Here is a 22,355-nt window from a genome sequence, read left to right as displayed (position 1 = left end):
CTATGCAAACACAAATCAAAGTTCGTGGTTACCACATGGATGTCTATCAGCACGTGAATAACGCCCGCTATCTGGAGTTTCTTGAGGAGGCCCGCTGGGAAGGGCTGGAGAGCACGGCGGGCTTTCAGTGGATGAACGAACGCAACATCGCCTTTATCGTGGTGAATATTAATATCAGCTACCGCCGTCCGGCGGTGCTGGGGGACGTGCTGAACATTACCAGCAGCCTGCAGCAGCTAAACGGCAAAAGCGGCGTGCTGAGCCAGGTCGTGACTCTGGAGCCAGAAGGCCAGGCCGTGGCCGACGCGCTGCTGACCTTTGTCTGCATCGACCTGAAAACGCAGAAGTCGCTGCCCATTGAAGGTGAGCTACGCGAAAAGCTTGAGCAGATGATGGAGTGACCGGCAGGGCGTGGCGAGCACCACGCCCGGGAAGGTTATTGCAAACCGGTTTTCTTTTTCATGGCGGCCATCACCTTCGGCTTATCCGCCAGGTAATGATTCAGGCCGTTGGCGCGCAGGTGGCAGGCGGCGCATTCTCCGCAGCCGTCGCCCTTGATACCGTTGTAGCAGGTCAGGGTCTCCTGGCGTACCAGGTCCAGCTGCTGCCAGTAGTCCGCCAGCGCCCAGGTCTCCGCTTTATCCAGCCACATCAGCGGCGTTTCAAACCGGATATCGCGGGCCATGCCCAGGCTGACCGCATGGTTAAGCGCTTTAACAAATTCATCACGGCAGTCCGGGTAGCCGGAGAAATCGGTCTCGCATACGCCGGTAATCACCGCCTCAGCTTCTACCTGATACGCATAAATTGCCGTCAGGGTCAGAAACAGAATATTGCGGCCCGGCACGAAGGTGCTGGGAATGCCGTTTTCCGACGGGTCGTAATTGGGTACGGGAATGCTGTCGCGCGTCAGGCTGCTGACGGCCAGTTCATTCAGAAGCGTCACGTCCAGCACCTTATGCGCGCGGGCGCCCAGTTTCAGCGCCAGTTCACGGGCGACGTCGATCTCCGCGCGGTGGCGCTGACCGTAGTCGAACGTCACACAGTGAACTTCATCATACTGCTGTAGCGCCTGAATCAGGCAGGTTGTGGAGTCTTGTCCACCGCTGAAAACGACAACTGCACGTTTCATGACTAATCCTGTAATGACCAAATGAATGTTACGTTTCGCCTATGGTAACGCCCTGAAACGTGGCTAACCAGTTTCTTTGCTGATGCGTCAGCTCATCGAAGGCGGGGGGAGCCAGGCCTGGGTAAAATCGAACCAACCCCATGCGTTGAGTTCAATGCCGTTAACCCCGGGCGGGGCGCTTATCTGGTAGCGGTAGTTAAACAGCGGCGTCACGATCGCCTCTTTCATCAGCGAGCTGAAGACATCTTTCAGGCCGGCATAGCGCGTCGCGTTATCGGGATGGATCTGCACCGAATCAAGCGTAGCCTGAAGTCGCGCATACTGCGCCCCGGACAGCAGGCGCGGCCAGAGAATATCGCTGCGTAGCCACTGTTCGAGGGTGTATTCCGGCGCTTCGCCAATCAGCCTGTCGCCCATCAGAATATCCGCATCATCCAGCGCCGCGCAGTCCGCCCAGTTTTTGGCATCGTGAAAAATCAGCGTCAGCTCGCAGCCCAGCGCCGCCAGATGCTGTTTTAACTGCCGTGCCATGGCGTGCAGCTCCACCGGCAGATGGTAAATCAGCGTCAGCTTCGGCGGCAGCGCTACGTTTTCGAGGGTTTGCCAGTCCGGGATGGTCCAGCCGGGGATCATCTCGGTGCTTGGGGTGATCAAAGACTCTTCCACCGGCAGCGTAGCAATCACCTCGTGCTTGCGCACAATCTGCATCAGCATTCTCGCCTGCTGCGGGGTCAGGCTGCCGTTCTGTTTGATGGCCAGATAGCAAAATCCCAGGCTGATGCTGTTGCTGACCGGACGCAGGTGAACCAGATCGTCCTGCTGGCCAATGGCGATCTGCACCGGATGTCGACAGCTTGTTCCCAGCGCCGTGTCAAAAAGCGCGGGCGTGATCCAGTATTCAATCGCCTTCAGCAGCGGGTGGCTCAGGTGATAACTCTCGTGGCTTTCAATGCGCACGAGACTCTCCTGAAAGCTCGCAATGCGGAACGCGCCGCAGCCCAGCTGGGCGTCGTCGGGATGGGAGAGGCGGCTGCAGTAGCTCGCCAGCCGCCACGGCAGCCAGTAATCCGGGCGATGCAGCACGAACTGCAGACACTGCGCGTGGGGCTGCTCGATCGTCTTAACGCTGATGAACAGGCGGCGCATGGCGGGCAGGGTTAACAGCATCAGCAGGCGCTGCTGCAGCTGCGAGGTTTCTACCGCCTCGCCGCTGTGCCAGTGCAGCGTCGACCGAATAAAAAAATGCCAGCTCAGGCCGTCGTCGGAAACCTGCCAGTGATGAGCAAGATCGGGCTGGGGCAGGGTGCTGTGGGTAACAAAGCGGGTGAGGCCGGAAAAAACCTGCCCGGCCAGGTGCTGTTCTGCGCGCCCCGGCATAAAGCCCGGCTGCAGGGGTTCGAGGGGACGATAGTATGGAATACGCAAAGTAGGGGTGTCGTTTTGCCACTGGCCGCCCAGAAACGGCTGAAGCAGGTGGCGAAGCTGTTCCGGGGCGATCTGCGCCAGATCGAGCGCGTTCTGGTGCTGCCCTTTATGCAGCACCTCTTCCATCATGCTGGATCGCAGGCTTTCTGGCGTCACCAGGAAAGTCAGCTCTCCCCGCTTGCCGCGCCCGGACCGCGCCCGCCACGTAAGCCAGCCTGCTGCCTCCAGCTGGTTAAGCAGCGTGCGAACGTGGCGCTCGCTGCAAAAGCAGCGTCCGGCCAGTTCGGCTACGGTCGCCTGCACGGGCTCACCCGCCGTGGGCTGCCACAGCCGCTGGTACTGATTAAGTCGATTAAGCAGTCGCATCGTTAAACCCGGAACAATTTTTATCAAGTATTCACTATTAGTTCCGTATATGCCAGGCAATACTGGCAGCCATGTTTGTAAGGCAAGTATCAGGAGTTTCTATGGCACGTCTGGCGGCATTTGATATGGATGGCACGTTACTGATGCCGGACCATCACCTTGGTGAGCAGACCCTGCGCACGCTGAGGCGTCTGCGTAACGAAAGGCAGATGACGCTGGCCTTTGCGACCGGCCGCCACGTACTGGAGATGCGCCACGTTCTGGGCTCTATCGATCTTGATGCCTTTTTAATTACCGGCAACGGAACGCGCATCCACAGCATGGAAGGCGAACTTCTGCACCGGCAGGATCTGACGCCGGACGCCGCCGGGATCGTCATTCATCAGCCCTGGGATACAAAAGCCAGCATGCACGTGTTCAACGACACCGGCTGGCTGACGGAACACGATATCCCGGAACTGCTCCACGCCCATGTCTACAGCGGCTTCAGGTACAGGCTCGCCGACTTCAAGCGCCTGTCGATGGACGAGGTCACTAAGATTTGCTTCTGCGGCGATCACGAAGACCTCAGCCGCCTGAAAATTCAGCTTAGCGAGGCGTTAGGCGACAAAGCGTTTCTCTGCTTTTCGGCGACAGATTGTCTGGAAGTGCTGCCGGTGGGCTGCAACAAAGGCTCGGCGCTGGGCAAGCTAAGCGAGCATCTTGGCATGACGCTACAGGAATGTATGGCTTTTGGCGACGCGATGAACGATCGGGAGATGCTCTCTTTAGTAGGACAGGGTCTGGTCATGGGCAACGCGATGGCGCAGCTGAAAAACGAATTACCTCATCTGCCGGTTATTGGACACTGCAGTAATCAGGCGGTTTCGCACTATTTGACGCATTGGCTGGATACACCAAACCTGACTTATTCCCCCGAATGACAAGGTATTTCAGCAGGCCGGGCGAGTACCCGGCCACTTTTTTTACTTCATAAGATTCTGTAGCTCAGCGCGCCACGGCTGTAAATCCCCGATGTTCGCCTTGACCCACTCTTCGTTGTAATAGGTTTCCAGATAGCGTTCGCCGCTGTCGCACAGCAATGTCACAATCGAACCCGTCCGGCCTTCCGTGCGCATACGTGCGGCCATGTGCAATGTGCCCCACATATTTGTCCCGGTCGAAGCGCCAACTTTGCGGCCCAGAACCGTTTCCAGCCACTGCATGGTAGCGACGCTGGCTGCGTCCGGCACGCGCATCATTTCATCGATAACGTCCGGAATAAACGACGGTTCGCAGCGCGGCCGGCCAATGCCTTCGATTTTGCTGCCGATTTTACTGCTCAGGCTGCAGTCGCGCTGGTGCCAGTAGTCCAGGAAAACGGAGTTTAACGGGTCAACCACCAGCAGTTTTGTCGGGTGGCCCTGATAGCGAAGGTAGCGGCCAATCGTCGCGGAGGTGCCGCCCGTCCCCGCGCTCATGACAATGTAATCCGGGACCGGGTGCGGCTCATGGTCCATCTGGCGGAAAATGCTGTCGGCAATATTGTTGTTGCCGCGCCAGTCGGTTGCGCGCTCGGCGAAAGTGAACTGATCCATATAGTGGCCGTTCAGCTCGCGGGCCAGCATTTCAGAGGCAGCATAGATTTCGCAGGCGCTCTCCACAAAGTGGCAGCGGCCGCCGTAAAACTCGATCTGTTCGATTTTACGTTTTGCGGTGCAGGCGGGCATGACGGCGATAAACGGCAGGCCAAGCAGGCGGGCGAAATAGGCCTCAGAGACGGCGGTCGATCCCGAGGATGCCTCAATGATGGTCGTGCCTTCTTTGATCCAGCCGTTACACAAGCCGTACAGAAACAGCGAGCGCGCCAGACGGTGCTTAAGGCTGCCCGTCGGATGAGTACTTTCATCTTTCAGGTACAGCTGAATGCCCGGAAAAGCTGGCAAAGTCAGGCGGATGAGATGCGTGTCCGCCGAGCGCTGATAATCGGCGTTAATTTCACTGATGGCGTGGTTTACCCAGCTACTGGTCATGGTCAGGATCCGTTTGTCTGTTTGTGCCTAGCGTAAAGCAAAAACGGGATAAAAAAGTTGCCATTTAACCTGTTCAGCGCTTTCATTAGAGAAAACCTTTCTCCTGAAGGCCCCCATGTTAGATAAAATTGACCGTAAGCTGCTATCCTTGCTGCAGGAAGACTGCACCCTCTCTTTGCAGGCGCTGGCGGATGCCGTTAATCTGACCACCACGCCCTGCTGGAAGCGCCTGAAAAAACTCGAGGACGACGGCATCGTGCGGGGAAAAGTCGCGCTGCTGGATCCCGAAAAGCTCGGCCTTGCCCTGACCGCTTTCGTCCTGATCAAAACCCAGCAGCACAGCAGCGACTGGTACTGCAAGTTTGTCGCCGTGGTAGCTGATATGCCCGAGGTGCTTGGCTTCTGGCGCATGGCCGGGGAGTACGACTACCTGATGCGTGTCCAGGTGGCGGACATGAAACGTTACGACGACTTTTACAAGCGGCTGGTCAACGGTATCCCCGGTTTAACCGATGTGACTTCGAGTTTCGCCATGGAACAGATAAAATACACGACAGCTTTGCCGATAAGCAGCGTATAACCCTGCTTTAAGGCGCTTCTTATTAGTTAATTATCCAGTTAATCAGGAATATCGCGTGCGATTATTTGCTCAATTAAGCTGGTACTTCACCCGGGAGTGGCGACGCTATCTCGGGGCGGTGGCCCTGCTTATCATCATTGCAGTTCTGCAGCTCGTGCCGCCGAAGCTGGTAGGGGTGATTGTGGACGGCGTGACCTCGCAAAGCCTTTCGGGTCAGCAGGTGCTGATGTGGCTTGGGGTGATGATTATCATTGCCATCGTTGTCTACATGCTGCGCTATGTGTGGCGCGTGCTGCTATTCGGGGCATCCTATCAGCTTGCCGTGGAACTGCGCGAGGATTATTACCGCCAGCTCAGCCGCCAGCACCCTGAATTTTACCTGCGCCACCGCACGGGCGATCTAATGGCGCGCGCAACAAACGATGTCGATCGCGTGGTCTTCGCGGCGGGCGAGGGCGTGCTCACGCTGGTCGATTCTCTGGTCATGGGCCTCGCGGTGCTGATTGTGATGTCCACGCAAATCAGCTGGGAGCTGACCCTACTTTCTTTATTACCTATGCCGGTGATGGCTATTGTCATCAAACGCTACGGCGATCAGCTTCACCAGCGCTTCAAGCTGGCGCAGGCGGCTTTCTCCACCCTTAACGACCGCACCCAGGAGAGCCTGACCAGTATCCGCATGATCAAAGCTTTTGGCCTGGAAGACCGGCAGTCGGCGCTGTTCGCCGCCGAAGCGCAGGATGCGGGCAAGAAGAACATGCGGGTAGCGCGGGTGGACGCCCGCTTTGATCCGACGATTTATATCGCCATCGGCACGGCTAACCTGCTGGCGGTGGGCGGCGGCAGCTGGATGGTGATGCAGGGCACGCTGACGCTCGGGCAGCTCACCAGCTTCGTGATGTATCTGGGGCTGATGATCTGGCCCATGCTGGCGCTGGCGTGGATGTTTAATATCGTCGAGCGCGGCAGCGCGGCGTACAGCCGTATCCGCAGCATGCTGGCGGAGGCGCCATCCGTGACGGACGGTGAGAAACCGGCGCCGGAAGGCCGCGGCACGGTGCAGGTTAATATTCGTGCGTTCCACTATCCGCAAACCGCTAAGCCAACGCTTGAGAACGTCTCGTTTACCCTTAAGCCGGGCGGCATGCTGGGCCTGTGCGGCCCAACCGGGGCGGGTAAAAGCACCATCCTGTCGCTGATTCAGCGCCACTTTGATATCGACCAGGGGGACATTCGCTTCCACGACGTTCCCCTCGTACAAATGAAGCTCGACGCCTGGCGCAGCCGCCTTGCGGTGGTGAACCAGACGCCGTTCCTCTTCTCTGACACGGTGGCCAGCAATATTGCCCTCGGCAAGCCGAACGCAACTCAGGAAGAGATTGAGCACGTTGCAAGGCTTGCGAGCGTTCATGAGGACATCCTGCGCCTGCCGCAGGGTTACGAAACCGAAGTCGGCGAGCGCGGCGTGATGCTCTCCGGCGGGCAGAAACAGCGTATCTCCATTGCCCGCGCGCTGCTGCTGGATGCGGAAATCCTGATTCTGGACGATGCGCTTTCGGCGGTGGACGGGCGCACGGAGCATGACATTCTTCACAACCTGCGCCAGTGGGGCGAGAACCGCACCGTGATTATCAGCGCGCACCGTTTATCCGCGTTGACCGAAGCGAGCGAGATCCTGGTGATGCAGCACGGGCATATCGCCCAGCGCGGCAGCCACGATGCGCTGGCGTCGCAGCCCGGCTGGTATCGCGATATGTATCGTTATCAGCAGCTTGAGGCGGCGCTGGACGATGCGCCGGTGCAGGCAGACGATGAGGAGGTCGCCCGTGCGTAAATTAACGAAGCAGTGGCCGACCATCAAACGCCTGCTGGCGTACGGCTCTCCGTGGCGCAAACCGCTGGCGGGCGCGGTGGTGATGCTGTGGATTGCCGCTGCGGCGGAAGTGACCGGGCCGATTCTGGTCAGCTACTTTATCGACAACATCGTTTCCGAAAACCGCCTGCCGGTTGCGCTGGTGGCCGGGCTGGCAACGGCTTATCTGCTGCTTTCTGTTACCGCTGCGGGCCTGCACTACTGGCAGGCGCTGCTGTTTAACCAGGCCGCGGTCGGCGTGGTGCAGCAGCTGCGGATGGACGTCATGGACGCGGCGCTGCGCCAGCCGCTGAGCGCGTTTGATACCCAGCCGGTCGGGCAGCTGATTTCACGCGTTACTAACGATACGGAAGTGATCCGCGACCTTTACGTCACGGTTGTCGCAACGGTACTGCGCAGCGCGGCGCTGATTGGCGCGATGCTGGTGGCGATGTTCAGCCTCGACTGGCGCATGGCGCTGGTAGCGGTGACTATCTTCCCGGCAGTGCTGATTGTGATGGTGATTTACCAGCGCTACAGCACGCCTATTGTCCGCCGCGTGCGCAGCTACCTGGCGGACATCAACGACGGCTTCAACGAAGTCATCAACGGCATGAGCGTGATCCAGCAGTTCCGCCAGCAGGCGCGTTTTGGCGAACGCATGGGGGAGGCGAGCCGCTCGCATTATCTGGCGCGCATGCAGACCCTGCGTCTGGACGGCTTCCTGCTGAGGCCGCTGCTGAGCCTGTTCTCTGCGCTGGTGCTGTGCGGGCTGCTGATGCTGTTCGGCTTCACCTCGGTGGGCACTATAGAAGTCGGCGTGCTTTACGCCTTCATCAACTATTTAGGCCGTCTTAACGAGCCGCTGATCGAACTGACTACCCAGCAGTCGATGCTGCAGCAGGCGGTGGTGGCCGGTGAGCGGGTGTTTGAGCTGATGGACGGCAAGCGCCAGGATTACGGTCATGACGAGCAGCCGCTGCAAAGCGGCCGCATCGAGGTGGATAACGTCTCCTTTGCCTACCGTGGCGATCGGCTGGTGCTTCAGGATATCAATCTGGACGTGCCGTCGCGCAGCTTCGTGGCGCTGGTGGGGCATACCGGCAGCGGCAAAAGCACCCTCGCGAACCTGCTGATGGGCTATTACCCGCTGACACGCGGTGAAATTCGTCTGGATGGTCGCCCGCTCGATACGCTGAGCCACGGCACGCTTCGTCGGGGCGTGGCGATGGTCCAGCAGGATCCGGTGGTGATGGCGGATTCGTTCTTTGTTAACGTCACGCTCGGGCGCGACATCAGCGAAGAGGCCGTATGGCAGGCGCTGGAAACCGTGCAGCTTGCGGATCTGGCCCGCACGATGGTTGACGGTATTCACACGCGTCTGGGGGAGCAGGGCAACAATCTCTCGGTGGGGCAGAAGCAGCTGCTGGCCATGGCCCGCGTGCTGGTGGAGGCTCCGCAGATCCTGATTCTCGATGAGGCAACGGCGAATATCGACTCCGGTACCGAGCAGGCTATCCAGCAGGCGTTAGCCGCCATCCGCGAGCACACTACGCTTGTGGTGATTGCCCACCGTCTGTCGACCATTACCGACGCGGATACGATTCTGGTTCTGCATCGCGGGCAGGCGGTGGAGCGGGGCACCCACAGCGAACTTCTGGCGGCGGAAGGGCGCTACTGGCAGATGTATCAGCTCCAGCTTGCCGGAGAAGAGCTGGCGGCGGCTACCCGCGAGGAGTCGCTTACCGCCTGATGCACCACAATCACGCATAAATCCAGTGGCTATCGCCGCTGGTGCAAAAATGAAACGCGCCCTGCACCAGCATGGTGCGTTTTTTCTTGCCAGGAACATTCTGAATCCGCCTCCTGCTTCCCGCCCGCAGAAACACCCCGCAAAGCGCCTGCCTGGCCCTGTGAATCGCGCCCGAATTTCATTTCTGGCACGGGGCTTGCTTTACCTCTTCCAGTGCTGCTGAGCATCAACCCATTGTCTGACTGGAGGGGAATCTATGAAGCTGGTTACCGTGGTAATCAAACCATTTAAACTCGAAGACGTTCGCGAGGCGCTGTCTGCAATCGGCATCCAGGGGCTGACCGTAACCGAAGTAAAAGGGTTCGGGCGTCAGAAGGGGCATGCCGAGCTTTACCGCGGTGCGGAGTACAGCGTTAACTTCCTGCCAAAAGTGAAAATTGATGTCGCCATTGCCGATGACCAGCTCGATGAAGTGATCGATGTCATCAGCAAAGCCGCCTACACCGGGAAAATCGGTGACGGCAAAATTTTCGTTGCCGAGCTGCAACGCGTGATCCGTATTCGTACCGGCGAAGCCGACGAAGCTGCGCTGTAACGCCTCCCCAATCGTGAAAGGGACAGAAAAAATGAAGAAATTTGCCTCTGCGTTAGGCGTCGTAGCCCTGGCGCTTGCGCCATCCCTGGCTTTCGCCGCTCCGGCCGTTGCTGATAAAGCAGACAACGCCTTTATGATGATTTGCACCGCGCTGGTGCTGTTTATGACCGTACCGGGGCTGGCGCTGTTTTACGGCGGCCTGATTCGCTCCAAAAACGTGCTTTCCATGCTGACGCAGGTGACGGTGACTTTTGCGATGGTCTGCGTGCTGTGGGTGGTTTACGGCTATTCGCTGGCCTTCGGAACCGGCGGCAGCTTCTTTGGTAACTTAGACTGGGTGATGCTCAAGAATATCGAGCTGAAAGCGCTGATGGGATCGTTCTATCAGTACATTCACGTCGCGTTCCAGGGATCGTTTGCCTGTATTACCGTCGGGCTGATTGTCGGCGCGCTGGCTGAACGCATTAAGTTCTCTGCGGTGCTGATCTTTGTGCTGGTCTGGCTGACGCTCTCCTACGTGCCGATTGCGCATATGGTGTGGGGCGGCGGTCTGCTGGCATCCCACGGCGCGATGGACTTTGCGGGCGGTACTGTAGTTCACATCAACGCTGCGGTGGCGGGTCTTGTTGGCGCTTACCTAGTTGGCAAGCGCGTGGGCTACGGTAAAGAGGCGTTCAAACCTCACAACCTGCCGATGGTCTTTACCGGCACCGCGATCCTCTACTTCGGCTGGTTTGGCTTTAACGCAGGATCCGCAAGCGCGGCTAACGAAATCGCCGCTCTGGCGTTCGTTAACACGGTTGTGGCGACGGCTGCGGCAGTCCTCGGCTGGGTGTTCGGCGAGTGGGCGCTGCGCGGTAAACCTTCTCTGCTGGGTGCCTGCTCCGGTGCTATCGCAGGCCTGGTTGGTATCACCCCGGCGTGTGGCTATGTCGGCGTCGGCGGTGCGCTGATTGTGGGTATCGCAGCGGGTCTGGCTGGCCTGTGGGGCGTAACGCTGCTGAAAAAATGGCTGCGTGTGGATGACCCTTGTGATGTGTTCGGCGTCCACGGCGTCTGCGGCATCGTAGGCTGCATCATGACCGGCATCTTCGCCTCAACGACTTTGGGCGGCGTAGGCTACGCTGAAGGCGTGAGCATGGGCCATCAGGTACTGGTGCAGCTGGAGAGCATCGGTCTGACCATCGTCTGGTCCGCCGTCGTTGCCTTCATTGGCTTCAAGGTGGCCGATCTGACCGTCGGGCTGCGCGTACCGGAAGAGCAGGAGCGCGAAGGTCTGGACGTCAACAGCCACGGCGAGAACGCTTATAACGCATAAATCTTTACCCTCACCCTAACCCTCTCCCTGAAAGGGAGAGGGAACCGATCGAGCTTGATTTGACGTTCTCCCTCTCCCTTTCAGAAATCGCAGGTCGGATAAGCGCAGCGTCATCCGGCAGGTTGTTAACTCCGTTTACGCATCACCCCTTCCTGCACCGTCGATGCAACCAGCACCCCATCCTGGGTATAAAACTCACCGCGCACAAAACCACGGGCGCTGGATGCGGACGTGCTTTCCACGCTGTACAGCAGCCATTCGTTCATATCAAACGGGCGGTGGAACCACATGGAATGGTCGATGGTGGCAACCTGCATGCCCGGCTCGAGGAAACCGATGCCGTGGGGCTGAAGCGCGGTTGGCAGGAAATTAAAATCTGAGGCGTAGCCCAGCAGATACTGGTGGACGCGCAAATCGTCCGGCATCTTACCGTTAGCGCGCAGCCAGACCTGACGTGCAGGTTCAGCCTGATGGCCCTTCAGCGGGTTGTGGAACTCGACCGGACGGATCTCAAGCGGTTTCTCGCAGAGGAATTTCTCTTTGACCTGCGGCGGGAGAAATTTTTCCAGCGAGCGGGCGATATCCGTTTCCGATTTCAGGCCGTCAGGCGAAGGGGCCTGCGGCATGGCTTTCTGATGCTCAAAGCCCGGTTCGGGCGCCTGGAAAGAGGCGGTCATATAGAAAATTGGCTTGCCGTTTTGTACGGCCGCCACGCGGCGGGCGCTGAAGCTGTTGCCGTCGCGCAGGGTTTCTACGTCATAAATAATAGGCTTCTGGCTGTCGCCCGGGCGCAGGAAGTAGCTGTGAAACGAGTGTACCAGCCGTTCTGCCGGCACGGTCTCTTTGGCAGCATACAGCGCCTGGCCGACCACCTGTCCGCCAAATACCTGGCGTAAACCTAAGTCCTCGCTCTGGCCGCGAAATAACCCTTCTTCAATCTTTTCCAGATTGAGTAATGCCAATAAATTGCTGAGCGCCTGACTCATAGAACTTCCTCGAAATAGTGATAACGGGCCGGTAACCAGCCTGATTATAACAGGTCAGCGACATTAATCCCGTAGTGGCCCGACCTGATGAGATCCGCCGTTCCAGGCAAAATTCAGTTATATGTGCCACACTTAGCCTGATAAGCATGTTTTCACCGCTCATTACTTGTGGGACACCGCGCCCGCAAACGCATTGATAATAAGGAGAACAAATCAATGAAACTTGTGCCAATGTTAAGTGGTTTAGTCGTTGCGGTTGCACTGGCAGGATGTGCGCAGAAGTCTGCGGATATTCCAACCCCGGCACCTGCCGCCTCGACAACGTCAGCGGGAGCTAATGCTCAATCGACGATTGCACAGCCAAGCGTGACCGGTACAGCCTGGATCCGCCAGAAAGTTGCGCTGCCACCGGATGCGGTGCTGACGGTAACGCTGTCTGACGCATCCCTTGCGGATGCGCCGTCTAAGATACTGGCCCAGAAGGTCACCCGTACCGAAGGGAAGCAGGCACCGTTTAGCTTCGTGCTGCCGTTTAACCCGGCGGACATCCAGCCTAACGCACGCATCATCCTGAGTGCGGCCATCACCGTGAACGATAAGCTGGTGTTTATCACCGATACCATTCAGCCGGTGATCAATCAGGGCGGGACGAAAGCGGATCTGACGCTGGTTCCTGTTCAGCAAACGGCGGTCCCTGTGCAGACCGGAGGCGGGGCGGTAACCACCGTGCCATCAACGTCGCCAACGCAGGTCACCCCATCTTCTGCGGTTCCTGCTCCAACCACGTACTGACACTAAGCGCCCCGCAAGGGGCGTTTTACTTAATAGTTCCAGCGGTAACGCTGCATATCGATGTGCCCATCCCCGGAAACCATCACCCCCTCAGAGAGCAGGGCCTGACGCTGGCGCTGTAAATCCGGCCCGGTCAGGGAAATAATGCCATGGCGATTAACCACCCGATGCCAGGGGAGCCTGCTTCCCTCCGGTAAACGCTTCAGTACGCCTCCCACCTGGCGTGCCGCACGGGGAGAGCCCGCGAGCAGGGCCACGTCACCGTAGGTAGTGACATGGCCTTCGGGAATGGCGGCTATGATCTGGTAAACCCGCTGCGGGAAAGAATCGTGATTATCCATCGCTAACTCCTTAATACGGCATCGCTAAGCATAATCGTCGACGGGCCACGGGCAAAGAAAAACGTCGATTGCGCAAGAAACCAACACCTGACCGCGGGCGGCTTGCAATTGCCGGGGTCAACATGGATAATGCGCCAGCGCGTCAGGGAACTGATGCTCTCAATGGGGGCCCTGTTGGTTCTCCCGCAACACTAACTTGTGAACTCGGTCAGATCCGGAAGGAAGCAGCCGCAGCAGGTGACGTGTGTGCCGGGATGTAGCTGGCAGGGCCCCCACCCAATTCTGCTCCCGTTTGCTTCGTTGTTACCCTCTTTACCCTTTGCTTCGCGCAAAAATAACGTCTGCATTTAATTTTTATATCTCTTCTAAAATTCACTTAATTACTCTTTTATCTCCAGCAGATTAATTAACTTTCTCATGTGATTATTACCCGGTGAATGACTCTTCAGACTATTCTTGCCGATCGTATGAAAATCATGCTGGTTTATGCAAAATTATCATTAATGATCGCCAATGATAAATATCACGGGCTGAAATGAACAGGTCTTCAATATATACTCAGGCTGGTTTTTTTATTTGGCATTATTATTAGCGTTAAAGAGGAATTGAAGATGGTGTTAACTTCACCGGCACGTCCCGATGAGGAAATTATCAAGCTTATCGACGCGCTGAGACCACTGGGAGAAAAAGTAAACGTCAGCGCGCGCAAAAGAATAGGCTGGCGGACAAAAGAAACGTCTTATTTGTATCTGCTGCTACGCGGTGAGATGTCCGTACTGAGGATTGCGGACGGTTTACTGCTGGGTACGACTAATCAGCCGCACATATTTGGTTTCACGGAAATGTTTATTCCCATGCAGTGCAATCTGCTGCGTGCCGAAACGGACTGCACGCTGATATGCGTAGACGTGGCGCAGGCTGTGCCGGAGATAGACCGGCTGCAGCTCTGGCAGGAAGTGGCAAAACTTTGTTCCTGGCATACCGCCGGTATGCTCCATCGGGACCTGCAGATAGTCAATCAGCGTACGCCTCCGGTGGTGCACAATTATCTTCACGAATTAGACCAGCTGCCCCCGGAAAGAAAACACAGGGTGAATATTTTGAACTACATTCAGGAGCGCACCGGTTTATCTCGCAGCAGTATTCTTAACGTTATCACCACTCTGAAGCGTAACAATTATATTGATTATGAACGCGGCGGCTATCAGCTGAAGATTAACAATCTGCCCGACTAATTTTTACAGCTCAGCTTTTCCGATGAGTGCTTGAAATATTGCGCAAGCAGACTCCTTGTTTGCGCAAAGATCTCCCCTTTTTTAATTATTACCGGTGGCTGCGAAATAAATCAGTATCCCGCAGCCATTAATATCAGCATTCAAATCTTAAACCAGCATTCCACGCGAACTATTTGCTCGTTCCCGAAGCAGATATTGCCAGCCGGGCTGTAGCCGTTCCAGGGCGTTGCGCATCAGCGTGGGTTCAAGGGTATACGGCATTCTCAGAAATCTTTCGAACGCGCCCTCGGTGCCAAAACGCGGGCCTGCTCCGATGCGTATACCAATGGATTCGCTGCTGGCGGCGAAAAGAGTCGCCAGAGGCCGGGAAAGCTCAATCCACAGCGAGAGGCCGCCCTGAGGGGCGTTGAGTATCCGCCAGTCGGGGAAGAGGTCGCTTATCGCTTCGCTACAGCTTTGCTGATTGCGGCGCAGCATCTCCCTGCGCTGGGGTAAAAAACTTTCGGCCTCGTTGAACAGGTGGATGGCGGCCAGCTGTTCCAGAACGGGCGTGCCCAGATCCAGCGAGTTCCTGACCTGGGCCAGCGAGGCGATGGTTCTGGCTGACGCGCGGATCCAGCCCAGGCGTAATCCGCCCCAGAAGCTTTTGCCCGCCGAGCCAAGCGTGATGACATTGTCCGAGGAATCGAATGCGGCCAGGGGCGGGGGCGGCGGCGCATCGAACCATAAATCAACCATCGTTTCGTCTACCACGATCGTCGTACGGGTGCGGGCGGCAATCTCTGCCACCGCTGCCCGCGTGGCGGTATCCATACAGCGCCCGGTAGGGTTGTGAAAATCTGGGATCAGATAGGCCAGGCGGGGAGAAGTCTGCGCGATGGTGGCGGCAAGGCCATCCGTATCCCAGCCCCGATCCGGCAGGCTGACGGACACCGGGCGGCAGGAGGCGCCTTTGATCGCTTCGAGGGCCATCGGGTAGGTCGGATGATCGATAACAACCCGGTCACCCGGTCCTGTTAACAGACGCAGAATCAGGCCAAAGCCGCTTACGGCTCCGTTCACCAGCATGATCTGATCCGCGGAGGTAGGCAGGCCCCTGGCGGCATAGCCACGGGCAATCACCTCACGCAGCTCGACTAAGCCCTGCTGATCGTAGCCGCTGGAACCCATATGTTCGGGCAGGGCGATGAGCGCATTGGAATAGGCATGATGGATCTCCGGGCCTGCGGGGAGCGCGGCGACGGAGAGGTCCAGTATCGGGGCCATACCCGGCAGCGGCGAAACGCTGTTCCCGCTTTCCGGCAGCATAGTTACCGAGCCGGATCCCTGGCGGCTGGCTAAATACCCCTCGTCGCGCAGCAGGGCCAGAGCCGTCGCCACCGTAGTTCGGCTGACGCCAAGGGCGGCTGCCAGCTCACGTTCGCCGGGCAGGCGGCACTCCAGCGGCAGCCTGCCGTCGAGGATCAGCAGGCGTAAGCCATCAGCCAGCTGGCGGTAAACGGGCGTGCGGGGCAGGGGCTGATGCCAGTGGCCCAGTAATTTGATCAGTGACGTCGTGCCGGTTCTGCGCTGTGCCATAGCAGTCCACTTTATGATAACTGGACCTTAATATTCAGTCCGCTTTGGCGGAAAGTAAAGCCACAGGATCAGATGGAGTAGATAAAATGATGATGCGTCGGCTATTACAGCTGTATATCGGGCTGGTGCTTTACGGTGTCTCAACGGCGATGTTCGTGCGCGCCGATCTGGGCGCGGACCCGTGGAATGTCTTCCACCTCGGCGTGGCGAAGATTTTCTCTCTTAATATCGGCATGGTGATGATTCTGGTGGGCGCGCTGGTGCTGCTGCTGTGGATCCCCCTTCGCCAAAGGCCGGGGCTGGGCACCATCAGCAATGTGATTGTGCTGGGCCTGGCGGCAGATGCCGCGCTGGCAATGATGCCGCCGCTGGAGTCGCTTGCTGCCCGCAGCATTCTGCTGCTGTCCGCCGTGGCCGTAAACGCCATTGCTACGGGAATGTATATCGGCGCAGGGTTTGGCTCCGGCCCGCGAGATGGCCTGATGACCGGTATCAACGCCCGCACCGGCTGGTCGGTTCGCAGCGTGCGCACGGCAATTGAGGTGACAGTACTGATTTCCGGCTGGATGATGGGCGGCACGCTGGGCGTGGGCACCGTACTTTATGCGCTCGCCATCGGCCCGCTGATACAGCTGTGCCTGCCGTGGTTTCGCATTACCGCCGTGATAAAAAATCCGCCCGCACAGCCAGAGGTAGTGCCGTAACCCGCAGCCCGCAACAGCAAAAAAATTCACGCTATCCGTTTCTCGGGCTATGTTTATCTTACTGAAAGTAAATCTCTTTATTAAATGAGGTGCATGATGCACAGCCCGGTGGTGAGTAAAGCGGCAGCGAACTGGAACAGCTATCAGCTGGCGGACATCCTGTCCCACTGCTTTGAAGGCTATCTGGTGTCGTTCACGATTGATGGCGAAACCTTCGCCACGCGTTTTGCTTCAGAAGATATCAGCCTCAACGACAGCGTTGTCTGGCTGCAGGACGGCGAGCCGAAGGCGCTGGCGCTGATTACCCGACGCGGCCAAACCTGCCGCCTTGCGGCTTTTGCTATTCGCCCGGAGCTTCGGGGGCAGGGGTACGGCAAGCGGTTTATCCAGCAGCTCATCGATGCCGCGCGCCTGCGCGGTGACAAAAATTTCTGGCTGGAAGTGATCGTCGGTAACGACAGCGGCATTGCCCTTTACGAACGCATGGGCTTTGTGCGGCAGCAAACGCTGGTTGGCTTTCACGGAACGGGGTCGGGAGCATACCGGACGACGGATGAGCTGGTGGAAATCGACCCGCTGCTGATGGCAAAGAAAATGCTGACGGACAGCCGGTTGCGTTTGCCCTGGCTTAGCGCTGCGGAAACCCTCTATAAATTGCCGGGCAAAGCCTGGGTGCTGGACGAGGCGGCCTATGCGATGGTCATTCCCCATGCTAAGCAATCTAAACTACGTATGCTCTACGTTGCCCCCGCTGCGCGCGGCCAGGGTAAAGCGAAAAAAATACTTACCCTGCTGCAGGAGCGTTTTCCAGGGCTGTCCACGGCCGCTTCCGTGCCTGAACAGGTGGCGCCGCTGTATCTGAGCTGCGGCTATCGGCAGGATCCCATCACGCAATATGAAATGTTGTTAAAACTTTGAACCGGCGCTAAGGCGCTGTTTTACTTATTCGACCGGCGTCATCTCATGGTAATATTTTAAAAACAGAGAGAGTTCACGGTTCGTTCTGAGATCGAAAGTATGCATAATCGCTCTTTTATGAGCATTCACTGAGCCGTATTTAATATTCATCGCGGCTGATATTTTTTGGATGCTGTGGCCAAGATGCAAAGAGGACGCAATAAACTTTTGCGGCGCTGAAAGTTTTTCAGAAAAACATTTTTTACAATTCTGATGCTCTTTATTACACATGGATCTGCTGCTGATTAACGGTGCGGAAGTAATCAGTGAGCCGATGGTATTAAATTTTATTTTCCGATCGATTGAAATAGTATTTTTAACGCAGTCAAGTATCGGCCTGGTGCGCGTGGTTCGGCGATTTTTTGCTATGTTTATCAACAGGGGTTGGGCTTTTAACTTTTTGACAATCAGCCTCGGATATAGCGGGCTGTAAATGTCCGTAGCATTAAATATGATATCGGCATCGGCGAAAGCGCTCGCCACATCATGGCTGCCGCCGGACCCTTCTTCAGGGCGCATTGTTGTAATATCTAATTCTAAATCATATTCTTTTGAAACGACTTCATTGAGGTATAATTGCAATCCATGCTTATAGAATTCATTGTCATCGTAGAATAATATTTTCATGGTTTTAGCACCTGATATTTTTAACACTGAGTGAATAAGAAATAAACAACGGGAAAATATTCTCCCCCAGCAGGCAAATTCTGTCAATTATTAGGCGAGTCCAATAAAAGAGTAGATATTTATTAAATAATTATTATCGCCGACCTGTTAGCAGCCTTTCCCCTCAGCCACTACACTTATCATGCGTAATCATCACGGGTGGAAATTATCTGCCCGTACACCCCACCCCGTGGAGGTCACAATGCATTATGTTGATGGTTTTGTCGTAGCGGTCCCCGCTGCCAGTAAGGACGCCTATCGGGAGCTGGCGGCCAGGGCGGCGCCGCTGTTTAAGGAGTTTGGCGCGCTGCGCATCGTTGAGTGTTGGGCAGATGACGTGCCCGACGGAAAGCTCACCGATTTTCGCATGGCGGTGAAGGCCACCGATGACGAAGAGGTGGTCTTCAGCTGGATTGAATATCCTTCAAAAGAGGTGCGCGACGCGGCCAATGCGAAAATGATGTCCGATCCGCGCATGAAGGAATTTGGCGAATCGATGCCCTTTGATGGCAAGCGCATGATCTACGGCGGCTTTATGCCGCTGCTGGATGAGTGATTTCCCGCACTCAAACCCTCTCGCCATGGGGGAGTTGTCTCTTAGTCACAACCTACCCCGGTTATACGTCAGGGTGGGATCTATTAACCGGTTGGTTTTCCGTTCACCCGACCGTCTGGCTATCTCTGCTACCGTTGCGAACGGTGAACGTGCCAGGGGATTTACGCCAATCCCCTGGCGACCCCGGCGCCCGGCAAATAAATCGCCGCTGAAGCGGTAAACTCCGGTTTTTACCCAACATGCGGGGTCGTTCGCGATTCGTTCCAGACGATCGCTCTCTCACGTTGTTCCCGACAACGTGACCCCGCCTGAAGGGCAAAAACCGGAGCGATTTAAGCCGGGAACAGGGTGTCGCTTTAAGTTAAAAATCACATCAGATAATTCATCGCTTTAAAAACTACAGCGACACCGGAGATAAGTCATTCATGAAAGTTGACGCGAGGGTGTTGGGTCCGGCTTAAATCGCCTCCATTTTTGGCTTCATGGCCGGGTCCAGCCGTCGGGAACGGCTGGAGGTTGTGATCGTCGGGAACGAATCGCAACCGACCCGGACAGGGAGCCAAAAATGGAGGTTTACCGCCGCAGGTGGCGATTTATTGCCGGGAGTCGGGAGCCCAGAGGGTGTGACGGCGAACACCCTCTGGTCGTTCACCGGTTCGGCAGCAACATATACCACCTGACGCAAAGTGAACGGAACCTTCTCGATCTCGCCAGTAACTGTTTCAAATATCTGAATAAGCGACATCCCTCAAGGGAGAGGGGCCCGGAGCTAAATCTCCAGCTCCCGCAGCAGCCCAAACGCCTGTTTCATATGGGCTTCGCTGACTATAAATGCCCGCAGCCTGCTGGCTTCATCAAAGCCTTTCGCGATGAGCCCCTGCGGCTCGACGTTCAGCTGCCAGCACAGATCGGCACGCTGCGTTTCTCCGGCCAGATGCAAAGGCATCTCTGGCGTTTTGACCTTGACCAGCATGGCCGGCAGCTTCACGGCTTCCGCGCCACCCAGCAGATTTTTCGCCAGCGTCATCGCGCTGAACTGGATGGGCTGCAGGAAGGGCAGCACTTTGCCGTCGATCTCCGCGCAGTCGCCTATCGCGTAGACGTACGGATCTGACGTCATTAACTGCCGATCGACCTGAATCCCGCGATTCACCTTCAACCCGGCACGCTGTGCCAGGCCCAGTTCAGGACGCAGGCCAATGGCCGCAATAACGGCATCAGCTTTTAGGGTTCGTCCGTTCTCCAGCACCGCCTCCATTCCCTCTTCGGTTCTGGACAGCGAGGCCAGGCGCTGATTCAGCAGCAGCTCAACGCCCATCTGATTCAGCCGCTGCTGCAGCCGGCCGGCCACCTCCGCCGGGATAAGCGAGGCCAGCAGGCTGGCGGCATTGTCCACCACCGTGACCTGCTTGCCCGCCCGGCAAAAATCCATTGCCAGTTCGCTGCCGATCAGTCCGCCGCCCAGAATCATCACCCGCCGGGCGTCGCGCAGCACGGATTCGTTCGCCTGGTACTCCTGCTGGCTGTTTAGCGTCAGCAGCAGTTCGCGGCCCGGAACAGGCGGGAGCAGGGCGCTGGCCCCTGTCGCCAGCACCAGCCTGTCGTACGGCCACGCCTGTTCGCCGCAGGTTACCGTGCGGGTAGAAGTATCAATCTGCGAAACCCAGCTGTGGGGATGGAGCCTGAGATTGTACTGTTCGGCAAACTCCCCGGCGCGCTGCCTGCTCATCTCCCCGGCCCGCTGGCCAAGGCTGATAACGTGGCTCAGGTCGGGCTTGTTGTATTCGTCCATGCTGTCCGCCGCAATCATGCGGATGGGGATTTCCCCGTCGTACTTACGGATGTTCTTGACCAGCTGGCGGGCCGCAAAGCCCGAGCCGATAATGACGATGCCCGCGCTCATTTTGCCTCCGTTGCCAGTTCGTCAAAAACGTCTTTCCCCAGCGAGCATTCCGGGCAGAGGAAGGTGTCCGGCACGTCGCGCCAGGCCGTGCCGGGCTGGACGTCCTGCATCGGTTCACCGGTCGCTGGGTCATAGATCCACTGGCAAACGCTGCACTGCATGCGCGGGCCGAGATCGGCGCAGGTTTTGACTTCTTCTACGGTATTCTGCTCAGCGACAGCAGCCTGGGCAGGCAGGGGAGTGGTAGCCCACTGACGGGCAATTTCACGCCCGTGTTCACGGCACAGCGCCAGCGCGTCGATATCCGGACGCCATTTCGCCTTCAGGCTCAGCGACATTTCAAACCCGGCATCCTGTAAGCGCGTGGAAAGACGGTCTACCGCGCCGCCGCTCCAGCCGTGGGAGCCGAAGGCGCTGGCGCGCTTATTGCGAAAGCGCAGGCCCGTCAGCTCTTCAACCAGGCCCGCAATTTTCGGCATCATCACGTTATTCATGGTGGACGTCCCGGCCAGTACCCCTTTGGAGCGGAACACGTTGGTCAGGATTTCATTTTTGTCATGGCGGGCGACGTTAAAGATCTTCACCGCCACACGCGGGTCGGCTTCAGCGATCCCCTGCGCGATGGCGTCAGCCATCATGCGAGTGTTGTTGGACATGGTGTCGTAGAAAATCGTGATGCGATCTTCCTGATAGTCGGCGGCCCATTTCAGATAAAGCTCGACGATCTGCGTTGGGTTATCGCGCCACACCACGCCGTGGGAGGTGGCAATCATCTCCACCGGCAGGTTGAAGCCGAGGATCTCGGTGATTTTCGGCGTCACCAGGCGGCTGAACGGCGTGAGGATGTTGGCGTAGTAGCGCTGGCACTGCTCGAACAGCTCTGTTTGATCGACCTCATCGTTAAACAGATGCTCGTCGCAGTAGTGCTGGCCGAAGGCGTCGTTGCTGAACAGGACCGCGTCGCCGGTCATATAGGTCATCATACTGTCGGGCCAGTGGAGCATTGGCGTTTCCACAAAGATCAGCTGCTTGCCGTTGCCGATGTCCAGGCTGTCGCCGGTTTTGACGATATGAAAATTCCATTCCGGATGGTGGTGGTGGCCGTTGATGGAGTCCACGCCGTTAGCGGTACAGTAAATTGGCGTATTCGGAATGCGGGACATGAGCTCGGTCAGCGCGCCCGCGTGATCCTCTTCGGCGTGGTTGATAATGATGTAGTCGAGCGTATTCAAATCAATTTCGCCTGCCAGGTTTTGCACAAACTCACGGCTAAATTTGTGATCGACGGTATCGATAAGCACGGTTTTTTCTTCACGGATCAGGTAGCTGTTGTAGCTGCTGCCCTTCAGCGTTTTATATTCGGTACCGTGAAAATCGCGTACTTCCCAGTCACGTTGCCCAACCCAATGAATGTTGTTTTTAACCTGAATGGCCATAGGAACCTCGTAGTTTGATTAATATTCATCACCCGAAAGCGGGCTACGTGAGGTTCTTATTACAAGTTGCGTGCCAGTTTTTATCTTTTTGATAAATATGCAATTTATAAAATTTTCGCTTACTGATATTGTCATTTTGACTATGTGAGGAATGGTCCTTATGACAAT

General features: G+C 57.0%; 21 protein-coding genes and 1 other RNA gene. 13 read left to right on the top strand and 9 right to left on the bottom strand.

All coding sequences use genetic code 11. The features are described from left to right. Positions 1–2: 2 nt before the first annotated feature. Complete coding sequence (locus AAE045_RS15785; RefSeq protein WP_455548546.1) at positions 3–401, top strand: YbgC/FadM family acyl-CoA thioesterase; 399 nt, start codon at positions 3–5, stop codon at positions 399–401. 35 nt (positions 402–436) lie between these two features. Here AAE045_RS15785 and queC read toward each other — a convergent pair whose 3' ends face one another. Further along, positions 437–1,132 carry a 7-cyano-7-deazaguanine synthase QueC gene (gene queC, locus AAE045_RS15780; protein ID WP_455548545.1) on the bottom strand — a complete coding sequence of 232 codons (696 nt, stop codon included), beginning with the start codon at positions 1,130–1,132 and terminating at the stop codon, positions 437–439. A gap of 87 nt (positions 1,133–1,219) precedes the next feature. After that, complete coding sequence (locus AAE045_RS15775; protein ID WP_455548544.1) at positions 1,220–2,923, bottom strand: SgrR family transcriptional regulator; 1,704 nt, start codon at positions 2,921–2,923, stop codon at positions 1,220–1,222. Between the two features lie 101 nt (positions 2,924–3,024). On the opposite strand from AAE045_RS15775, the gene cof reads away from it, so the two are divergent. Next, positions 3,025–3,846, top strand: coding sequence for an HMP-PP phosphatase (gene cof, locus AAE045_RS15770; RefSeq protein ID WP_455548543.1), 822 nt, complete (start codon positions 3,025–3,027; stop codon positions 3,844–3,846). A 42-nt stretch (positions 3,847–3,888) separates the two neighbouring features. Here the strand turns inward: cof and AAE045_RS15765 are convergent, their stop codons facing one another. Continuing rightward, the gene (locus tag AAE045_RS15765; RefSeq protein ID WP_455548542.1) at positions 3,889–4,935 is read right to left on the bottom strand and encodes a PLP-dependent cysteine synthase family protein; all 1,047 of its coding nucleotides are present in this window, start codon (positions 4,933–4,935) and stop codon (positions 3,889–3,891) included. Between the two features lie 115 nt (positions 4,936–5,050). Between AAE045_RS15765 and AAE045_RS15760 the strand changes: the two genes are divergently transcribed. From AAE045_RS15760 to amtB, 5 genes are all read left to right on the top strand, one after another. After that, a complete protein-coding gene (locus AAE045_RS15760; protein ID WP_455548541.1) occupies positions 5,051–5,515 on the top strand; it encodes an Lrp/AsnC family transcriptional regulator in 465 nt (154 codons plus the stop codon). 55 nt (positions 5,516–5,570) lie between these two features. Next, entirely contained in the window at positions 5,571–7,349 is a 1,779-nt protein-coding gene (locus tag AAE045_RS15755; RefSeq protein WP_455548540.1) for a SmdA family multidrug ABC transporter permease/ATP-binding protein, read from the top strand. Beyond that, positions 7,342–9,120 (top strand): SmdB family multidrug efflux ABC transporter permease/ATP-binding protein, encoded by a 1,779-nt coding sequence (locus AAE045_RS15750; RefSeq protein ID WP_455548539.1) that lies wholly within the window; start codon positions 7,342–7,344, stop codon positions 9,118–9,120. Before AAE045_RS15755 ends, AAE045_RS15750 begins: the two co-directional genes overlap by 8 nt. Positions 9,121–9,376: 256 nt before the next feature. Then, positions 9,377–9,715: a P-II family nitrogen regulator gene (glnK, locus tag AAE045_RS15745; RefSeq protein WP_183271314.1), complete on the top strand. Its 339-nt coding sequence runs from the start codon at positions 9,377–9,379 to the stop codon at positions 9,713–9,715. A 31-nt stretch (positions 9,716–9,746) separates the two neighbouring features. Further along, entirely contained in the window at positions 9,747–11,033 is a 1,287-nt protein-coding gene (gene amtB / locus AAE045_RS15740; protein WP_455548538.1) for an ammonium transporter AmtB, read from the top strand. A gap of 125 nt (positions 11,034–11,158) precedes the next feature. Here the strand turns inward: amtB and tesB are convergent, their stop codons facing one another. Further along, positions 11,159–12,019 (bottom strand): acyl-CoA thioesterase II, encoded by an 861-nt coding sequence (tesB, locus tag AAE045_RS15735; RefSeq protein WP_455548537.1) that lies wholly within the window; start codon positions 12,017–12,019, stop codon positions 11,159–11,161. A gap of 216 nt (positions 12,020–12,235) precedes the next feature. Between tesB and AAE045_RS15730 the strand changes: the two genes are divergently transcribed. Then, positions 12,236–12,811 carry a YbaY family lipoprotein gene (locus AAE045_RS15730; RefSeq protein WP_455548536.1) on the top strand — a complete coding sequence of 192 codons (576 nt, stop codon included), beginning with the start codon at positions 12,236–12,238 and terminating at the stop codon, positions 12,809–12,811. A gap of 29 nt (positions 12,812–12,840) precedes the next feature. Here the strand turns inward: AAE045_RS15730 and AAE045_RS15725 are convergent, their stop codons facing one another. Then, positions 12,841–13,152, bottom strand: coding sequence for an MGMT family protein (locus AAE045_RS15725; RefSeq protein WP_455548535.1), 312 nt, complete (start codon positions 13,150–13,152; stop codon positions 12,841–12,843). A 172-nt stretch (positions 13,153–13,324) separates the two neighbouring features. Here AAE045_RS15725 and ffs point away from each other — a divergent pair. After that, an RNA gene (ffs, locus tag AAE045_RS15720) (signal recognition particle sRNA small type) lies at positions 13,325–13,421 on the top strand. A gap of 342 nt (positions 13,422–13,763) precedes the next feature. Beyond that, entirely contained in the window at positions 13,764–14,387 is a 624-nt protein-coding gene (locus AAE045_RS15715; protein ID WP_455548534.1) for a helix-turn-helix domain-containing protein, read from the top strand. 147 nt (positions 14,388–14,534) lie between these two features. Here AAE045_RS15715 and yczR read toward each other — a convergent pair whose 3' ends face one another. Continuing rightward, positions 14,535–15,965: a MocR-like transcription factor YczR gene (gene yczR, locus AAE045_RS15710; RefSeq protein WP_455548533.1), complete on the bottom strand. Its 1,431-nt coding sequence runs from the start codon at positions 15,963–15,965 to the stop codon at positions 14,535–14,537. A gap of 89 nt (positions 15,966–16,054) precedes the next feature. Between yczR and yczE the strand changes: the two genes are divergently transcribed. Next, positions 16,055–16,669: a membrane protein YczE gene (yczE, locus tag AAE045_RS15705; RefSeq protein ID WP_455548647.1), complete on the top strand. Its 615-nt coding sequence runs from the start codon at positions 16,055–16,057 to the stop codon at positions 16,667–16,669. Positions 16,670–16,762: 93 nt separating this feature from the next. Beyond that, positions 16,763–17,587 (top strand): GNAT family N-acetyltransferase, encoded by an 825-nt coding sequence (locus tag AAE045_RS15700; protein WP_455548532.1) that lies wholly within the window; start codon positions 16,763–16,765, stop codon positions 17,585–17,587. Positions 17,588–17,611: 24 nt separating this feature from the next. Here AAE045_RS15700 and AAE045_RS15695 read toward each other — a convergent pair whose 3' ends face one another. Then, positions 17,612–18,253 carry a helix-turn-helix transcriptional regulator gene (locus tag AAE045_RS15695; protein WP_455548531.1) on the bottom strand — a complete coding sequence of 214 codons (642 nt, stop codon included), beginning with the start codon at positions 18,251–18,253 and terminating at the stop codon, positions 17,612–17,614. A 241-nt stretch (positions 18,254–18,494) separates the two neighbouring features. Here AAE045_RS15695 and AAE045_RS15690 point away from each other — a divergent pair, with 241 nt between their 5' ends. Next, the gene (locus AAE045_RS15690; protein WP_455548530.1) at positions 18,495–18,848 is read left to right on the top strand and encodes a DUF1428 domain-containing protein; all 354 of its coding nucleotides are present in this window, start codon (positions 18,495–18,497) and stop codon (positions 18,846–18,848) included. Positions 18,849–19,617: 769 nt separating this feature from the next. On the opposite strand, the gene norW is transcribed toward AAE045_RS15690, so the two are convergent. Beyond that, positions 19,618–20,751 (bottom strand): NADH:flavorubredoxin reductase NorW, encoded by a 1,134-nt coding sequence (norW, locus tag AAE045_RS15685; protein WP_455548529.1) that lies wholly within the window; start codon positions 20,749–20,751, stop codon positions 19,618–19,620. Beyond that, on the bottom strand, positions 20,748–22,187 hold the full coding sequence (norV, locus tag AAE045_RS15680) for an anaerobic nitric oxide reductase flavorubredoxin (RefSeq protein WP_455548528.1): 1,440 nt from the start codon (positions 22,185–22,187) through the stop codon (positions 20,748–20,750). Before norV ends, norW begins: the two co-directional genes overlap by 4 nt. Between the last annotated feature and the right edge of the window lie 168 nt (positions 22,188–22,355).

The sequence above is a fragment of the Dryocola clanedunensis genome (assembly GCF_038405435.1).
Lineage (GTDB): Bacteria > Pseudomonadota > Gammaproteobacteria > Enterobacterales > Enterobacteriaceae > Dryocola > Dryocola clanedunensis_A.
Note: the sequence above shows the minus strand (reverse complement) of the source record. Positions and strands in the feature narration are given on the sequence as shown.

What these genes read in the sequence shown, in the direction of transcription:
- AAE045_RS15785 (WP_455548546.1), top strand. Translation starts at nt 3, where the DNA reads ATGCAAACACAAATCAAAGTTCGTGGTTACCACATGGATGTCTATCAG.
- queC (WP_455548545.1), bottom strand. Translation starts at nt 1,132, where the DNA reads ATGAAACGTGCAGTTGTCGTTTTCAGCGGTGGACAAGACTCCACAACC.
- AAE045_RS15775 (WP_455548544.1), bottom strand. Translation starts at nt 2,923, where the DNA reads ATGCGACTGCTTAATCGACTTAATCAGTACCAGCGGCTGTGGCAGCCC.
- cof (WP_455548543.1), top strand. Translation starts at nt 3,025, where the DNA reads ATGGCACGTCTGGCGGCATTTGATATGGATGGCACGTTACTGATGCCG.
- AAE045_RS15765 (WP_455548542.1), bottom strand. Translation starts at nt 4,935, where the DNA reads ATGACCAGTAGCTGGGTAAACCACGCCATCAGTGAAATTAACGCCGAT.
- AAE045_RS15760 (WP_455548541.1), top strand. Translation starts at nt 5,051, where the DNA reads ATGTTAGATAAAATTGACCGTAAGCTGCTATCCTTGCTGCAGGAAGAC.
- glnK (WP_183271314.1), top strand. Translation starts at nt 9,377, where the DNA reads ATGAAGCTGGTTACCGTGGTAATCAAACCATTTAAACTCGAAGACGTT.
- amtB (WP_455548538.1), top strand. Translation starts at nt 9,747, where the DNA reads ATGAAGAAATTTGCCTCTGCGTTAGGCGTCGTAGCCCTGGCGCTTGCG.
- tesB (WP_455548537.1), bottom strand. Translation starts at nt 12,019, where the DNA reads ATGAGTCAGGCGCTCAGCAATTTATTGGCATTACTCAATCTGGAAAAG.
- AAE045_RS15730 (WP_455548536.1), top strand. Translation starts at nt 12,236, where the DNA reads ATGAAACTTGTGCCAATGTTAAGTGGTTTAGTCGTTGCGGTTGCACTG.
- AAE045_RS15725 (WP_455548535.1), bottom strand. Translation starts at nt 13,152, where the DNA reads ATGGATAATCACGATTCTTTCCCGCAGCGGGTTTACCAGATCATAGCC.
- AAE045_RS15715 (WP_455548534.1), top strand. Translation starts at nt 13,764, where the DNA reads ATGGTGTTAACTTCACCGGCACGTCCCGATGAGGAAATTATCAAGCTT.
- yczR (WP_455548533.1), bottom strand. Translation starts at nt 15,965, where the DNA reads ATGGCACAGCGCAGAACCGGCACGACGTCACTGATCAAATTACTGGGC.
- yczE (WP_455548647.1), top strand. Translation starts at nt 16,055, where the DNA reads ATGATGCGTCGGCTATTACAGCTGTATATCGGGCTGGTGCTTTACGGT.
- AAE045_RS15700 (WP_455548532.1), top strand. Translation starts at nt 16,763, where the DNA reads ATGATGCACAGCCCGGTGGTGAGTAAAGCGGCAGCGAACTGGAACAGC.
- AAE045_RS15695 (WP_455548531.1), bottom strand. Translation starts at nt 18,253, where the DNA reads ATGAAAATATTATTCTACGATGACAATGAATTCTATAAGCATGGATTG.
- AAE045_RS15690 (WP_455548530.1), top strand. Translation starts at nt 18,495, where the DNA reads ATGCATTATGTTGATGGTTTTGTCGTAGCGGTCCCCGCTGCCAGTAAG.
- norW (WP_455548529.1), bottom strand. Translation starts at nt 20,751, where the DNA reads ATGAGCGCGGGCATCGTCATTATCGGCTCGGGCTTTGCGGCCCGCCAG.
- norV (WP_455548528.1), bottom strand. Translation starts at nt 22,187, where the DNA reads ATGGCCATTCAGGTTAAAAACAACATTCATTGGGTTGGGCAACGTGAC.